The sequence below is a fragment of the Dictyobacter aurantiacus genome, assembly GCF_003967515.1.
GTDB lineage: Bacteria > Chloroflexota > Ktedonobacteria > Ktedonobacterales > Ktedonobacteraceae > Dictyobacter > Dictyobacter aurantiacus.
On sequence record NZ_BIFQ01000001.1, the window covers coordinates 1,968,943 to 1,985,249 of the forward strand.

Here is a 16,307-nt window from a genome sequence, read left to right on the forward strand (position 1 = left end):
TCCTTATTTCGCTGTGGGAGTTGCAGATTGGAACTTCGACGGACACTTGGCCAGCAAGGTCTGAGCCGTAAATGGACCACTCCCCGTGTAGTGCCCCTCTACAACTACCTGAACGCCAGGCTTGAAGATGTCTGGCACAACACCACTATAGGTGACAGGCAACGTTTGATTGCTATCCGCGATTGAGAATGTAACCACCTGCGTCTGATCGTTGCGTTTAATCGAGCCCTGCTGCACGATGCCCGAGACACGTACCGAGCGTGCCATACAGTCAGTGCAGTGATGCAGTTCGGGCACGGTCAGATAGTAGACCGCGCTGCTCTGGGTATTGGCATAGACAAGATAGATCATCGCGCCAAGAATAGCGATGCCCGCCAGGATAAAACTGAACGGGACGCGCCTGCGCGGCTTTGCCGTTTTCTTCTGCTCTTCAGTAGTTATATCTAAAGCAGGCTGCACAATACGACCTCCATTAATGTGGCGCGATCGTCATCTCAAAGATAGTATTGAGAAGCGCGCCGAGTATAAATACCAGAATGCCCAGGGCTAGCATCAGTTGTGGGGCGGCTTTCGAGAGTCGCGTGGTACGCTTCGCCAGGCGCCTGATGTTGCTCTGGCCCAGATACATCGCCAGCACAAACAGTCCCAATGCCCCCAGGATCTTTAGAGCCAGAACAATAATGTATACTAAACCCAGGTTGGTCTGTGTCAGGCGATCAAAGGTTAAATAGACGCCACTGAGCAGCAGCAGACCCACACAGATGTTGACCATGCGTTTGAAGAGCTCGGCAATCTTTGACGCGACCACCGGTACCGGTCCACCACTGCGCAGGGCGGGTATCACCACCACCAGGTACATAAAGCTCCCACCAACCCAGGCACTGGCGGCCAGAATATGCACAAGGCGGACAAGCCACCGTATCTCCCACATGCTGACAACCGCCTTAATTCACCTGAAGTTTTGCCAGTTCCTTCTGCAAGCCCGTGGAGTCAAGCGCACCAATCCAGTGTGCGACAACCTTGCCATCGCGATCAATAAAAAAAGTCTCTGGCATTCTGGTGACGCCATAAGCGATGCTGGTGTCGCCACCTACGTTATCCATGATATTGGTGTAGGTTACTCCGTATTTCTGTAAGAACTTGCTGCCCGCCCCGGCGGTCTCTCCACCATCGATGCCAATCATAACGACACCCTTCGACTTCAGATCCAGCCAGGAACTCTGCAAGACAGGAGCTTCAGCATTACAGGGATCACACCAGGAGGCCCAGAAATTGACGATAACAGGCTTCCCTTTATAGTCTGCCAGTCTGACATTTTCTCCATTGCCATTGACCAGCGGTAGATCGAAGGCCGGCGCTGCTTTACCTATTAGCGGACTGGGAGCGTCACCGACCACCGATGGATCATCCGGCGAATGGGTGGCGGTCGATACCGGCGTCGTGAGTTGGGTCCAGAGTAATACCAGCGCGCCAATGATTAAAATATTGGTTACTACAAAGACAACGATGTTGCGTTTGCGCGATCGGCTGCGCGTTGTAGTTTCAGTTATTTCCATACATTGCCCAATTCTTACAAGCTATTTCAGCTATTTAATTTCAGTCTGATTATGGTGCTTGAGCCTGATAGCCAACTTGCAAGCATTTCCTATCACCTTACAAAGGCCTGAACGTTTAAGAAAAAAAATGCCAGTGGCACAGCCACTGGCATTTTTTTTCTTAAACGGGGGCCCTTATTGGCGGTGCCGCCTGACGGCGGCACGATGAGAAGAGGAAGAGGACGGGGGCACGGCCCCCGAGCCCCCAGTCAAGGGGTTGCCACCCCTTGCATCCCCGCTCCGTAGGTTCGGCCCTTGCGGCCGATTTCCCTCCACGCATGATCATGCCCACCGTAGGTTCGGCCCTTGCGGCCGATTTCCCTCCACGCATGATCATGCCCACCGTAGATTCGGCCCTTGCGGCCGATTTCCCTCCACGCACGGCAATTAACCGGTGATGACGTCCTGGGCTTTCTGGGTGGAAGAGGAGGAGATGGGGCCCTTTTCTTTGTATTCGGCGAAGAGAGAGACGACGGCCGGATTGAAGGCCGGCAGGTCTTTCGGGCTGCGGCTGGTGACGAGGTTGCCGTCGCGTACGACTTCCTGGTCTACCCAGTTGGCACCAGCGTTGCGCAGGTCGTCCTGAACTGTGTAGTAGCTGGTCATGGTGCGACCTTTGGCGCAGCCGGAGGAGACCAGCAACCATGGGGCGTGACAGATGACGGCCATTGGACGACCGCTCTGGTCAATCTGCTGTACGAACTGGCGTGCCTTTGGCTCCATGCGGATAGTGTCCGCGTTGATGGCACCTCCGGGAAGCAGGATAGCGTCAAAATCACCAGGATTGGCCTGGTCGAGCGTCATATCTACAGGGAAAGTGTCGGCTTTCTCGTCGTGGTTAACTCCCTGCACCTGTCCAGGTTTGTTGGAAATGATCTTTGTTACCGCTCCCGCCTGGTCAAGTGCCTTACGTGGCTCGGTCATTTCAGCCTGCTCAAAGTCGTCTGTGACCAGAATCGCGACACGTAATCCGTCTAATCTTTTACCACTTGCTTGCATAGTTCTACCTTCCTTTTCCTACCTAACAACATCATTTAAACTATTGACATGTTGTATACGCATAGCAAAAGGCAATCGTGTCTCAACCATATGCTTTTTTGAGCTCAGACATCGACAAGTTTTTTTGTCATGTGGAGATACGGGTGGTGCGTGATGTGCACAACTGCGTCTTGCTGATAGTTGAGATACTGGTAGAGGCGATAGGCGCGCTGATTGTCGCTATCGACGAGTAGCGCGATTCTAGTGGGTTCGATGGTGCGGGCACGTTCCTCTGCGGCGCGCAGCAGTGCGGTTCCGATACCGCGCCCCCCATAGCCTGGTGCGACGGAGAGGGTATCGATATACCACTCATCTTCTTCCGCTTCTTTATCCAATGTGATGTGAGGATCATTTTTGAGGGCGCGCAGACGATCGATAATGGGCTGATCCAGCATAGCCACCTTCCGACCATGGTAGAGGATAACGCTTCCAACAATCTGGCCGTTCTCTTCCGCCACCAGGGTATTCTGATAGCTCAGGCGGTTAGCGGGCTGTTGGAAAAAGTCGGACATAAAGGCCCGCACCTCCTGGGGCTGATCGCTGCCCGCCAGCGTATCGGCGATACCACCCATAGCCTGAATAAACAGCGGAACCACCTGGGGAGCATCTTCCGGTCTGGCTGCTCGAATCTCCATGTTACCTGAATATCCTCTAAGCGCGATAGACGGACTTATTTACTGACACTAAAGGCGATGTCGGGGGTACGCTCAATACGGCTATGCCAGCCGATGGTCCACAGCAACAAGCCAATCACGATAATAGCCAGGCCAATCATAACCAGCACAAACTGGAAGAGCAGACCGATGACAGCCAGGAAGAGACCAGCAGCGGTAATGATGGGCCAGACGCTGGGGGAGCTATCTTTTCGATAGGTTGCCAACAAAGCCTCTTCAGCCCGGGCCAGTTGTGCGTCTTGTTCAATTGTGCGCTCCAACAAGAGGTGATCGACACCTTCATGCAGGGCCCGCGCATCAAACGGTTTATTCACGCAGACACAGTGCTCAATAGTGGTCAGGGTAGCGCTCTTCCCTTCCATGGGTGGATCCCAGGATAGCACGACCTTGGGCAGATTTGAGAGTTCGGGTTGCTCCTGTATCGTCTGGAGCAATGCCCAATCGCAGGAGACGCCATCATCAACGTCAAGGATCAGGAGATCAAGGGACTGGATGTCAGTCGAAGATATGGTTGCCAGAGAGGCCGCTTCGATTACCTCTAATCCACGATGACGCAGGCCGAGGCTAATTAAGCGGCGCATGGTAGGGTCAGCTTCCAGCACGAGTACCGTTGCAGCTGTTGTTTTCTGCCCTTGCGACATATGTGCACCTCTATCGCTACAAAGTCTATCTGACGAGTTGTATTGCTGTATTAAGCATACGAGGCCCACATTACAATATCTTTGACACCTAAGGTGTTTACCTTACAGCGACCTGAATATTTTTGGAGGTAGGCAGACTTTTTTATTTTGAGGGTGACAAAGCGCCCCCGCACGGGCGTCCGCATACGCGGCTGCCCGATTCTAATTTTTATGTATTTCGTTCATATAAAAAACACGCGTTTAACGCGTGTTTTTTATATGAACGAAATACATAAAAATTTTCTATATTTTGGCGAGTTTGTAACCGACGTCGGGGACGGTCAGGATGTATTCAGGTCGGCGCGAGTTGGTTTCGACTTTGCGGCGCAGGCGGCTGATGTAGACCCAGATGAAGTCGATATCGCGATTGTATTCGGGACCCCAGACCTTTTCGAGCAGGAGTTCGTGGGTTACAACCATGCCGACGTTTTGGGCCAGCGTGCTGAGCAGCTTGTATTCGGTGCGACTGAGCTGGACCGGTCGGCCACCCACTGTGACCAGGTGCTGGGCGTAATCAATGGTGAGATCTCCGGTGCTGAAAATGGTCTGGTTCTGCGTATGTTCGGTTGCCGGTGCCCGGCGGCGCAGCAGGGCACGTACACGTGCCAGCAACTCATTCATGCCAAACGGCTTGAGCACCAGGTCGTCGCAGCCCAGGTCGAAGAGCTGCACGCGCTCCTCTTCTTCGCAGGCCTCGCAGAGCATCATGATGGGCGCGTTCGAGAACTCACGCATGCGCTGCAGCAGTTCCATACCACTCATATCGGCCAGGCGCGTGGAGAGCAGGATAATATCGGGCTCTTCCAGCTCCAGTTGGCGCAGGAACTGTACCCCGTGGCTGACGACATGGACGCGGTATTGCTGCTCTTCCAGGTTAGCGCGCAGATAGCGGGCCAGGCGCGCATCGTTCTCGGCTAGCAGGACGCGTGTATACCGTCCCTGCTTCAACGACGAGGTACGCAACGTGCGCTGCTGCGCCGGAGACGCTGCGGACTCTTCTAACGTCGCCAGAGAGGCCGATGCGGCCAGGGTCTGTCGCGCCGTTAGAGGCAGGGTAAACGAAAAGCTCGCCCCCTGGCCAGGACCTTCCGAGTCGGCCCAGATCCTGCCATGGTGAGCTTCGATGGTGGCGCGGGCAGATGCCAGGCCCAGTCCGCTACCGCCGCGCTGCTCGGCCTGCTGATCAGGCTCGCCAGTAGCACCATTCCGGGTATGGACCTTACTGGCATGCTCGATGCGATAGAAGCGATCGAAGATACGGTCCAGGTGTTCGGAAGCGATACCCACCCCTTCATCACTGACGCAGATGCGTACTTCCTCCTCATTAGCATCTAGCGAGAGGCGCACAATCTTGCCAGCCGGAGAATAGGTTACCGCGTTATTGAGTAGATGATTTAACACCTGCTCGATGCGCAAGGCATCGCAGGTAACGGATGGAATACCATCAGGAATATCCAGCACGAAGCGGTGGTCGGGGGCCTGGTTCTGCCAGCGCTTCACCAGCTGCATCAGCAATTCCGCCAGTTGCACCTGGGAAAGGTGGAGCGGCTGGGTACCATTATCGAAGCGCCAGACATCCAGCAGGGTATTCAACACATCGTACAGGCGATCGGACTGAGCATCAATCATCTGCAACATCTCGCGCTGCATCGCTGGATCCCAACGGGCTGATCCACCCAGCAGGGTCGTGGCGCATCCCTTGATAATGGCCAGCGGTGTCTTAAACTCGTGCGCGGCCATCTTCAGCGTTTCCGAACGCGCATCCGCCGACGATCGTTCCAGGGTAACATCCTCCAGCAGGACACCACGCCCCAGGAAGGTACCATGGGCATCGCGCACCGGGAAACTGCGTACTCGCAACCAGTTGGCGGCCGCGTCGGCCAGCGACAGGTCGGCGGAATATTCTTGCTCGACATGCTGCCAGACCTCATCCAGTTCAACGCGGGCCTCGCGTGGATCTGCAGCCAGAGACAGCAGATGCTGGCGCACATCAAAGTTTCGCAGGCTGGCCGGGTCGTGTCCGGCAAGGCGCAGCAATCGCAGAGCGCTATCATTGGAATAGGTAACGCGCTCACGCGGATTGAGCAACATGAAACCGCTGCTCATGCTGGCGCACATTTCCGCGAGCACCTGGTATTCGCGCCTAAACGCCGCCGGAATGGGATCAATGCTTCTATCAGTGGGGACCCCAAGAGTCGTAGCATTCTCCGCAATCCACACGCCGCTAGGAATTATATCGTGTTTTTGTTCGGTGAAGGAGGACATCCAAAACAACCCTTTCCCGCCTGTGAGTGATGTGTAGAACCTGGCTACTCATATTTTAGCAATAAGAGTCAACCACGTGCCACCCATAAAAACAGAGGGAGAAGAGCCTGCCAGCGCGCTTCATAGCCCGATAAACATCTCTATATAACACGCTATTGGATAGTACTCAAAGACAATGGGGAGACGGCTACCTGAGGCCTGCAACCATTACAATGAGGATCAAGTGGAGGACCATCGCCACAATCAGACCGATAGCGATGAACAGGATCATACGTCGATCATTAATATATTCGCGCACACGCGTCGAATATGCATGGGGCCAGCGTTCCGCCGCCACGATACCCATGGCGATGCGCAGGCGCAAAGGAGAGCGCACAGGAGAACGCGTCATCTCATTCTGCAACAACTGATGGCAGGCTCTACACAGCACCCATGAGAGTCTGGGCTCGGGCACCCCCTCTGGCTCGACCATCTCGATCGGCTCAAACCAGATGCGTGCTGTACAGACAGAACAGTATTGAGGAGCGCGGCTTCTTCGCTTGCCCGTATCATCGTGCCGGACGGCAACGACAGACTCGTTACTGTGCATTGCATCTTTCATCATACGGCCTTTCTTACTCCAAAACAAAACGGTACATTTGGGGAGTTAAGTTTGCTTTTCCCATTGTACCATATTTCTACCCTCCTGACAGATAATTAAGACGCCATGAAATACGGAAACAGGTAAAAAGGGATTTGTAAAGCGGGCTTTGCATGCCTTTGGCCATGACGATACGCGCCTACGGCGCTCACAATATTTTTATAAGTGAGTGGGAAATGACCGGTGCCGAGCACCGGTCATTTCCCACTCACTTATAAAAATATTGTGAGCCCTGGTATCTCGGTGAGATACCAGGGCTCACAAAAAACGCCAGAAGGCGATATAGGATGCTAGCGCAGCAGGGGCACCAGGTAGACGAGGGTGAATACGAATACCCATACAACGTCAACGAAGTGCCAGTACATCTCGGCCGCTTGAACGGCGAAGTGCTGCTCTTTGGTGAAGTGACCACGTGTGGCACGGATCAGACAGACGATCAGAAAAATCGCACCAACGGTGACGTGCAGACCGTGGAAGCCTGTCAGCGTAAAGAAGGCTGAACCAAAGATGCTGCTGGAGATAGTGAAATGCTCTGGTCCTGTGATCAAGGTGGTGTACTCAACACCCTGCAGTGCCAGGAAGATCACGCCCAGGGCAATCGTGCCAGCCAGGCCCCAGATCAACTTCTTCTGGTTACCGCTACGGATACCAGAACCGGCCTGGTGCACAAACCAGCTACTAGAAAACAGGATGATGCTGGCAATAAAAGGCACAATGCTGAATTCCAGCTTCCAGACCTGGCTACTGTTGCGAATCTCTAGATAGAGAAATGCAGCGATCAGGTTAGCAAAGATCAGAGCTTCTGAGCCGATGAAGAAGACCATGCCCCACCAGTTGAGACTGCGCTCACCAGGCTGGCCGTGCTGCTCCTCAATGATCCTTACCTGCTCGCCATGAGCAGTACTCATACAAGTAACTCCCTAACTCTACAAAGGTAGGCTCGTCGGATACGAGCCCTACCTTTTACCGACGCTCTAAAGCCCAACCCGCACCCGATATCACAAGCAGTACAATGCCGATCCCAAGCACAATCGGGCCCGACACAACTCCAAACAGGACGAAGGCGAGCGAAAAAGCCAGGCCCAGCGGCCACAAACTTGGCCGTGGCATCACTTCTTCAGCATTGACCAGGCGCCCTTTGGCCCTGGTCCGCTTCCGACCTGTCGAACCTTTTTTAGGATCTGGCTGTGGCTGTGCCCCCGTAGTTGTGCCCTCCTCTTGCGACATCTGCTGTTGATCCGCTGGCGCAGAGTCGGAGGTCGGTGTGCCAGCGGCGAGAGGAGCGGCGGAAACGCCGTTCTCCTCCACTGGCACCGGCTGCTCTACGCGGTTTGTTTGTTCTTGAGACACCTTATACCTCTACTAGTCTTGTTTCCACCGGGGTGGATAGGTTTACTCACTCTTAGTGAATGACAGATTTCCAGTCAGCCTGATCTGGATACTTTTTGTCATAGAAGGGACGGCGGCTGCGTACAACCGGGATCTCCAGGAAGTTGTATTTCTTCGGAGGAGAGGTGGTGTCCCATTCCAGCGTGAAGGCATCCCATGGATCATCACCGGAAGGCTGACCACTCTTCAAGGTCTTGATGACATTGATCATGAACAGGATAACGCCGATACCGATGATCAGAGCACCAACGGAGGCCATCAGGTTCAGATCGTTCCAACCCAGGTTACCAGGATAGGTGTAGACACGGCGGGGCATACCCAGGATACCCATGATGTGCATGGGGAAGAAGGTCAGGTTCAGACCAATGAAGGTGACCCAGAAATGCCACTTGCCCAGGCGATCGTCCATCAGCTTGCCGGTGAATTTGGGGAACCAGTAGTAGATGCCCGCAAAGACGGCCAGCGCGGTACCACCAAAGAGCACATAGTGGATGTGCGCCACCACAAAGTAGCTATCAGTGATCTGGTAGTCGAAAGGCACAACCGCCAAAGCGGCACCGTTCAAACCACCGATCAGGAACATAGCGATAAAGCCGAGCGCGAAGAGCATCGGAGCGTTAAAGCGCAGCTTACCACCAAAGATGGTGGCCAGCCAGTTAAAGATTTTCACCGCAGTCGGGATAGCGATCAGGGTTGTGCTGGTCGCGAAGAAAGCCTGCGCGATCGAAGGCAGACCGACGGCGAACATGTGGTGTGCCCAGACGGTGAAGCTCAGGAAACCGATAGCCACACCGGACCACGCGATAAAGGTATAACCGAAGATCGGTTTGCGCGAGAAGACCGGCAGAACCTCAGAGATAATACCGAAGGCCGGAAGGATCAGGATGTACACCTCGGGGTGGCCAAACGACCAGAAGAGGTGCTGCCAGAGCAGTGGATCACCACCATTGCCATACTGATAGAAATGGCTGCCCAGGTGGCGGTCCAGCAGCAGCAGTACGCTAGCCACAGTCAGGCTGGGCAGAGCGAACAGCAGCAGGAAGGACATCACCAGGATCATCCACGAAAACAGTGGCATGCGGTTGATGCTCATACCAGGGGCGCGCAACTTGAAGATAGTCACCACAAAGTTGAGCGATCCAGCGATGGACGAGATACCCAGCAGGGTCGTACCCAGCAGCCAGAAATCGGCGTTCATCAGTGGGGTCGCCTGATAGGCATGGCCGGCCGTCAGCTCACTCAGTGGAGCATACATAAACCAGCCACCGTTTGGCGCCTGGCCAAACAGGAAACTGGACTGAATGAAGATGCCGCCGAAGAGCACCAGCCAGTAGCCAAAGGCATTCATACGCGGGTAAGCCATGTCGCGCGCGCCGAGCATCAGCGGCACCACATAGTTACCAAACCCCGCGAGCACAGGAATAACGAACAAGAAAATCATGGTCGTGCCGTGCATGGTAAAGATCTGGTTATACGTATTGGGATCCAGTACCTTCCCATTCGGCTCCGCCAACTGCGTGCGGATCAGGAGAGCCTCCATACCGCCCACAACAAAGAAAAAGAAACCGGTGATCAGATACATCAGACCGAGCTGCTTATGATCGGTCGTTGTAATCCATTCACCAATATAGGTTTCGCTAAAGCGCTTTCGGCGCACACCCGTCGTTGTTGTCGTCGTGGTGTGTTCACCGATGGTGCGAGTCGCCATGCGCAAATCCTCCAGTGTCTAGCCCCAAACAAAGGGTCACAGGGCAAGGCAGGTTATTTTAATCCTTCCAGATAAGCAACCAGCTGCTGAATCTGATCATTGGTCAGCTCACCAATGTTCATGTCGTTCCCGGGCTTCACACCCTGGGGATCTTTCAACCATTTTGCCAGGTTACATTGTTGCGTCAACTTCGGATTATTTGGATCACAGTTACCGTTTTCGGTATTGTTATCCAGCACGCCACCAGCGATCAGGTTGCGGCTGCCGAAGTGAGTCAGGTTTGGACCAATCAGACATTGCGGTGTACCATTGGCCTTACCACCCGGCAGATCGGAACATTCCTGCGCGGTGTCGTAGAACTGTTTCAGATTTACACCGACAATACCGTGGCAGGAGGCACACTGGTTTTTAAACAACGCAGCGCCCTTCTGCGCCAGAGGGTCGGTTGGAGCCGTGGCAGCCTGCTGCTGGCTCGACACCCATGTCTGGAAGTCATTGTTGTTAACGACCTTGACGTTGAAACGCATATTCGCGTGCTGCGTGCCACAATACTCAGCACAGATACCTGTATAGGTACCCTCTTTCTGCGCCACGAACCACTTGGTGTTGTCGTGACCAGGCACCACGTCTGTCTTGCCAGTCAACGCAGGAACCCAGAAACTGTGGATCACGTTGTTTGAAAACAGCTTGACATGCACAGTTGTGTTAACCGGCACCTCCAGCGTATCAGCAGTGGTGACGTGGTAGTTCGGATAGTAGAACTCCCACCACCACTGGTGACCGACGGCCGTAACTTCCATTCTTGGTTGTGATGCGCTTGCCGCCGGCTCGTTTTCAGGAGCCACATAGAGCAGGCCACGAATCGTAAAAAAGAGAATAACGAATAGGACCAGGGTCGGAATAACGGTCCAAACGAGCTCCAATTTCAAGTTACCGTGATTTTGGAATGGATTCGGCATTCCAGGTCGTTCACGGTAGCGAATAATGGAGAAAATCAATATGCCCTCGACCAGGACAAAGATAACGATCGAAATGCCCAGAATCAACCAGAACAGGCTGCTCTCACTCGCAGCTACCGGTCCGGCGGTATCCAGGATCGAGGGTGAGTTTTCACCGCATGCGGCTAACAGGATAGAGGACAATGACAGCAAGCTTAGCAATGCTAGCCAGCGTTTTGCCCTACGAAATACCGGCATCCTCACGTCTAAAGCTCTCCTAAACAATTGATTGACGATGGACGATGATGTCTTGTTTTGGCGACACTTTTCCACTGTACTGCTGTAGTGTAGCGATGGAGCCTAACACAAAACTTGCAATTTTAAAAATGAACCTTACAGGAACCTGAACGGGAAAGGTAGTGGCTAGCGCTGCCGCTGTCAGACGGCAGCGCTAGCGAAAAAAATCAGGGTGCACAGCCCCTGATCCCTGTTTCCCTCTACAGGTGTCGATCGCACTCGCTGTTTCTCGTCCAATGTTTGCATCCAGCGAGACAAAGAAGGCGCTCTCCACAACAATATAAAGTGTGACCTTTTCAGAAAATCCTCCTACATACTATAGCAGGACAATGTGGAGGCGACAAGTAAATTTTGGCTGGCCACCAAACCTTCATTTAGCAGTGATAATCTAAACGTTCAGGCAATTGTAAGGTAAGAGAAACTGACTGCAAGGGTGGTATCAGGAATGGCGCCGACAATAGGGAACGTCAAACTTTATAGACTATAGGGAGCCTCGTGTATGAAGGTATTAAGCCATAGTGAGCTTGAAGAGCCAAAGCAGGTCCATCCTTTTCGTCAGACTCTTTCAGCTTACATCAACCTGATGAAACCGCACGTGACAGTCTTGCTACTTGGCACCACAGTGGCGGCGATGGCCATCGCCGGTCGCGGCCTGCCCAATCTCGGATTGGTGCTGGCAACCCTGCTGGGTGGCGCCATGGCGGCTGGCAGTGCTAATGCTATTAACTGTTATATCGATCGCGACATCGACCAGATTATGGGCCGTACACAGCGTCGCTCATTACCGTCGGGTCGCGTCCAACCTGTGCCTGCCCTGATCTTTGGCATTGGCCTGGGTGTCGTATCCTTTATCGTCTTAGGCGTGTTCGTCAATCTACTGAGCGCCTGCCTGGCGATGGGCGCCATCCTGTTTTATGTATTTGTCTACACCATGGGACTCAAGCGCAATAGCGCGCAAAACATTGTGATTGGTGGAGCCGCCGGTTCCGTGCCGGTCCTGGTTGGCTGGGCTGCCGTCACCAATAACATCTCACTGCCCGCCATCTGGCTCTTCGCCATCATCTTCTACTGGACACCACCGCACTTCTGGGCCCTCTCACTGCTGATCAAGAAAGATTATGAGAAGGCAAATGTGCCGATGCTGCCCGTGGTTCTGGGTGAGCCTGAGACACGTCGCCAGATTTTCTTCTACTCGCTCTTGCTCTTCGCGGTTACGATGATGCTCTTCGTGATGCACACCATGAGCTATCTCTACCTGGCCGGCGCCGTTATTCTGGGCGGCATCCTCATTTATATGTCGATTCGCCTGCTGACCGATCGGAGCAAAAACTGGGCACGTACTATTTTCTGGTATTCTAACTGCTATCTGGCCGCCATCTTCGCGCTTATGGTGGTAGACCGCATCCTGTTCTAATTATCAAGGTCAAGGTATTATGAGTATGCGTATGAGTTGGCGACTTGCTTCGCGATTATCCGTCATCACCCTGGCGCTAGTCGTCGTCATTTTAATTACCGTCATTCAGCACAACCGGGCAACACCATCCACCCCCAGCAATAGTAGCGTTGGTAGTACCTCAACGTCCGCGTCGGGGCTGCAAGGCACGGATCTGAATGGCACCCCAGCTCCCAATTTTCAGCTCACAGATCAATATGGCAAGACCGTCTCGCTCGCGCAGTTCCGTGGCAAACCGGTTGTGTTAACCTTCTTGTATACCCACTGCCCGGATGTGTGTCCTCTGACAGCCGAACACCTGCATACCACCTTACAGCAACTGGGTAGTGACGCTAAAAATGTAGCCATCCTGGCCGTAAGTACGGATCCCAAACGTGATGATACGGCTGCCGCAATGCGGTTCTCTACCGAACATAATATGCAAAACTACTGGCACTTCTTGACCGGGACGCAGCAACAGCTTTCCCCGATCTGGTCAAGTTATAGTATCTATGCTCAGCAGCAGCAACAACAAGTAAACCATAGCACCGCGCTCTTTGTAATCGACAAAAAAGGGCATGAGCGCGTCTATATGGGCGATGATTTTGAACCCGGCCAGATGACCTCGAATTTGAAGCAGCTACTCAAAGAAAATTAAAAAGACTTTCTAGTTTGACATAAAGTAAGTATGGGGTGCTGACGCGCCCCATACTTACTTTATGGAGTGGTGTGTGCAACACAATGGCCGGGTGCGAATGCACCCGGCCATTGTGTTGCACACACCACTCCATAACCTATGAGCGCCACGGGCGCAAAACCTATGGAGTTCAGGCATTTTCTGCGGACACAGTACGTTATTAAGATTACATAAAATACTGGAGCAACCGGGCTATGTAAGATTGACTGCTGCAGATCTGTCGGGTATTCTATCATCTATAATAAATTATTTAAAGCATGAGCTGTATAGGCAACATTGGTGTTAATTGCGTAACCATTTTCAGGTGCAGTGAGGCTCTCTGTGATGAATAGTACGATGGATGAGAATCAGACATGGCGTACATTTCTGGGTCAACTAATTGCCGATCCACAAGAACGCCAGCGTATCGCTGATATGATGAATATCAATCCGGTGACGCTACAACGCTGGACAACCGGCAAATCGAATCCACGCCCCGATAATTTGCCACCACTGGTTGCTGCCCTGCCTCACTATCGGCAGCAATTAACGGTCCTGATTGCCAGGGAATATCCGACCGCTCTACAGGTCCCCCAACCCGAAGCCGAGCCGCCGGTCGAGATCAGCGCGGCATTCTATACTCAGGTCCTGAATGCCTACACATCCAATACAGCACAACAGCGCAAGATCGCCGTTTACAACCTGATCCTGCAGCAGATAGTCACGCATCTCGATCCTCAGCAGGTGGGACTGGTGGTGGTGTTGTCGCTGTGCGTTCCTCCACGTTCCGGGCAAATGATACGTAGCCTGCGCCAGGTCAATGCTCGCAGCAGCATCACCGACGGCCACCAGCTTGAATATATGACCCAGTTCTTCGGGGCGGAATCGCAGACGGGGCACGCAGCCAGCACAGGGCATCCTGTCATCATTCAAAACCAGCAGGAAAAATTACGCCTCTTTCCCCTGCATTACTGTGAACATGAAGAATGCTCGGTTGCCTATCCAATCCTGCTCTCAGACCAGGTCGCAGGCACTCTCGCCATCCTCTGCAAGCAGCCCGACTTTTTTACGCAAGCTTACCTGGACCTGATTCAAAACTATGTGAATCTACTCGTGCTCGCCTTCGAGCCAGACGATTTTTACGCCATTGATAAGCTCAAACTGGGCATCATGCCCCCGCGTCAGCAGCAATACGCGACGCTGGCCACGTTTAAGCAACGTGTCGCCAATCACCTCATTGAGGCGAACCAGAATATGCGCTACCTTTCCCCCCGGCAGGCTGAAACAATCGTCTGGCAAGAGATAGAAGAACTATTGCTGCACACGCCTCTATCTTAACAAAATGTGACTTGCTCTTATCTTACAAAGGTATGTGAGCGCCCCCACACGGGCGTCCGCTGCTCGGCCGCACTGTTTTATTCTGTTGGTGCATGGGGGCGCGCAAATGCGCGCCCCCATGCACCAATAGAAATATGGTCTGTGAGCACTGCAGGTACAAATGTCAGGCATGCCCGGCACTAATCTCGCGCCACGCACGTCCACAGCCACACTCATTTGTAAGTCGCGCGGATGCGCCCCGTGGTCCCAACTCACAAAACGACTTCTGAGCATATTTGAGCCCACACCACAATTCTAGACATTTGTCATAGCCAGCAAGGAAGAGGTTAAGAGATGCCACGCGGTGGAATAATTCAGGTTGCACGAACCTCATATATTTGGTATGCTTAAACGTACAGGACCACTATTATCAAAAATATAAGAGTCCTCGCTGATTGTAAACCATTCGCGGAGGAGAGCGAGAGCGTATGGAATCATCTCTTCAAAGAGCAAATCTCGCAGTAGACGATCGAAAATCGTCTCTGGAGTCATATCAGGAAATAGAAGAGGCGGAACATCATATCCATATGCCAGGTCCCAGTCTATGGCCCGCAATGCTGAGCGTTGCCATTCTGGTTGCCGTGGCCGGTTTGTTGTTCGTCCCTGATGCACCCTGGGTGACCCTTGTTGCGATTCCATTTATTATCTGGGGCATTATGGGCTGGGCACTAGAAGATCCCATGGCAGGTGCTCACGATGAGGATGAGGCGGCACACAGGCCGGTAATCTCATTACCTGCACATGAGGTATTGGATCGGGCCCGTGCGACTGCAGAGCAGATTGTAACGTTAGGTAGCACGGCCTTCAGTAACCACCCTGTTAAGGTTGAGCTTGAGAATGAGACACCGGAAGGTGTGGTGCTCGCCCTTTATGGTAAGCTTGAACTGGAAGTCCAGCGTGAGCGCCTGGAGAATGAGGTTAGCCGCGTCCCCGGCGTTGCAGGTGTACGCAACTTTATTGTGGCTGAGGATACCGTCCTCAATACGGCCTATGAGCGTATCGAGAATCTGAGGTCACAGGGCAAGTTGGAGGGAGCCACCAATATCTCTGTCCTGGTGGAAAACTATATTTTACACCTCTATGGAGATGTGCCAAAGCACAGCATGAAATATGTTCTAGAGCGTGAGGTTGTCGGCATCCCTGGTGTACGCGTGGTTGTCAACCATATCGGTTTGAACAAAGACATCCCAGGTAACCTGGGCAAAACCAGAAACGCATAACAGCATCATTTTCAGCATAGGCGCACGATAATAAAAAAATCAGCGGCCCGCTTTTCAAAAGCGGGCCGCTGATTTTTCTTGTTCTACGCTAGCGCTTGCGCAGGAAGGCCGGGATGTCAATGACGTCTCCGGACGGGGTGTTGCGGTTGCCTCGTGACAGTTCAGAGGCGGCCCCACGGTCCAGTCGTCGCACGACACGTCCACGCTGGCCCCCATCCCGCCGTGGTGGCAAAGCCTGATCCTCCATGTCGGGCGTTGGCAGGTTACTCATATCGGGCATCGACGGCTGGGTCATCTCCTCGTCTTCATCATCCAGGTTGCCGCTGTTAATCAACGGAATTGCTGGCGGCGTGTAGCCATTGCCAGCCCGAAGCGGTC

Annotated in this window: 17 protein-coding genes; 5 read left to right on the forward strand and 12 right to left on the reverse strand. The window is 53.3% G+C overall.

Annotation, left to right across the window (positions count from 1 at the left end; translation table 11 throughout):
- Positions 1-3: 3 nt before the first annotated feature.
- From KTT_RS07900 to KTT_RS07910, 3 genes are read right to left on the reverse strand one after another with little or no spacing between them, the layout of a single operon-like run.
- Positions 4-459 carry a cytochrome c maturation protein CcmE gene (locus KTT_RS07900; RefSeq protein WP_126595455.1) on the reverse strand — a complete coding sequence of 152 codons (456 nt, stop codon included), beginning with the start codon at positions 457-459 and terminating at the stop codon, positions 4-6.
- A gap of 13 nt (positions 460-472) precedes the next feature.
- Positions 473-931, reverse strand: a complete 459-nt coding sequence (locus KTT_RS07905; RefSeq protein ID WP_126595456.1) for a hypothetical protein — start codon at positions 929-931, stop codon at positions 473-475.
- Between the two features lie 13 nt (positions 932-944).
- Positions 945-1,556 (reverse strand): TlpA family protein disulfide reductase, encoded by a 612-nt coding sequence (locus KTT_RS07910; RefSeq protein ID WP_126595457.1) that lies wholly within the window; start codon positions 1,554-1,556, stop codon positions 945-947.
- Positions 1,557-1,822: 266 nt separating this feature from the next.
- On the opposite strand from KTT_RS07910, the gene KTT_RS36130 reads away from it, so the two are divergent.
- A complete protein-coding gene (locus KTT_RS36130) occupies positions 1,823-1,993 on the forward strand; it encodes a hypothetical protein (protein WP_160145721.1) in 171 nt (56 codons plus the stop codon).
- Here the strand turns inward: KTT_RS36130 and KTT_RS07915 are convergent.
- The 9 genes from KTT_RS07915 to coxB form a co-directional block, all read right to left on the reverse strand.
- Positions 1,983-2,594: a type 1 glutamine amidotransferase domain-containing protein gene (locus KTT_RS07915; protein ID WP_126595458.1), complete on the reverse strand. Its 612-nt coding sequence runs from the start codon at positions 2,592-2,594 to the stop codon at positions 1,983-1,985. The genes KTT_RS36130 and KTT_RS07915 overlap by 11 nt on opposite strands.
- Positions 2,595-2,698: 104 nt before the next feature.
- Complete coding sequence (locus tag KTT_RS07920; protein WP_126595459.1) at positions 2,699-3,268, reverse strand: GNAT family N-acetyltransferase; 570 nt, start codon at positions 3,266-3,268, stop codon at positions 2,699-2,701.
- 35 nt (positions 3,269-3,303) lie between these two features.
- The gene (locus tag KTT_RS07925) at positions 3,304-3,948 is read right to left on the reverse strand and encodes a response regulator (protein ID WP_126595460.1); all 645 of its coding nucleotides are present in this window, start codon (positions 3,946-3,948) and stop codon (positions 3,304-3,306) included.
- Positions 3,949-4,230: 282 nt separating this feature from the next.
- Positions 4,231-6,252 carry an ATP-binding response regulator gene (locus KTT_RS07930; RefSeq protein WP_126595461.1) on the reverse strand — a complete coding sequence of 674 codons (2,022 nt, stop codon included), beginning with the start codon at positions 6,250-6,252 and terminating at the stop codon, positions 4,231-4,233.
- 187 nt (positions 6,253-6,439) lie between these two features.
- Positions 6,440-6,856: a hypothetical protein gene (locus KTT_RS07935; protein ID WP_126595462.1), complete on the reverse strand. Its 417-nt coding sequence runs from the start codon at positions 6,854-6,856 to the stop codon at positions 6,440-6,442.
- A gap of 326 nt (positions 6,857-7,182) precedes the next feature.
- Positions 7,183-7,800: a cytochrome c oxidase subunit 3 gene (locus KTT_RS07940; RefSeq protein WP_126595463.1), complete on the reverse strand. Its 618-nt coding sequence runs from the start codon at positions 7,798-7,800 to the stop codon at positions 7,183-7,185.
- Positions 7,801-7,855: 55 nt separating this feature from the next.
- Positions 7,856-8,242 (reverse strand): hypothetical protein, encoded by a 387-nt coding sequence (locus tag KTT_RS07945; RefSeq protein WP_126595464.1) that lies wholly within the window; start codon positions 8,240-8,242, stop codon positions 7,856-7,858.
- Between the two features lie 52 nt (positions 8,243-8,294).
- Complete coding sequence (gene ctaD / locus KTT_RS07950) at positions 8,295-9,989, reverse strand: cytochrome c oxidase subunit I (protein ID WP_126595465.1); 1,695 nt, start codon at positions 9,987-9,989, stop codon at positions 8,295-8,297.
- A gap of 53 nt (positions 9,990-10,042) precedes the next feature.
- Positions 10,043-11,185 (reverse strand): cytochrome c oxidase subunit II, encoded by a 1,143-nt coding sequence (gene coxB, locus KTT_RS07955; protein ID WP_126595466.1) that lies wholly within the window; start codon positions 11,183-11,185, stop codon positions 10,043-10,045.
- Positions 11,186-11,723: 538 nt separating this feature from the next.
- Here coxB and KTT_RS07960 point away from each other — a divergent pair.
- The 4 genes from KTT_RS07960 (at position 11,724) to KTT_RS07975 (ending at position 15,929) form a co-directional block, all read left to right on the forward strand.
- A complete protein-coding gene (locus KTT_RS07960) occupies positions 11,724-12,638 on the forward strand; it encodes a heme o synthase (RefSeq protein ID WP_126595467.1) in 915 nt (304 codons plus the stop codon).
- 25 nt (positions 12,639-12,663) lie between these two features.
- Positions 12,664-13,314, forward strand: coding sequence for an SCO family protein (locus KTT_RS07965; RefSeq protein ID WP_160145722.1), 651 nt, complete (start codon positions 12,664-12,666; stop codon positions 13,312-13,314).
- Between the two features lie 363 nt (positions 13,315-13,677).
- Positions 13,678-14,670, forward strand: coding sequence for a GAF domain-containing protein (locus KTT_RS07970; RefSeq protein WP_126595469.1), 993 nt, complete (start codon positions 13,678-13,680; stop codon positions 14,668-14,670).
- A 467-nt stretch (positions 14,671-15,137) separates the two neighbouring features.
- Positions 15,138-15,929 (forward strand): BON domain-containing protein, encoded by a 792-nt coding sequence (locus KTT_RS07975; protein WP_126595470.1) that lies wholly within the window; start codon positions 15,138-15,140, stop codon positions 15,927-15,929.
- Positions 15,930-16,307: the final 378 nt, after the last annotated feature.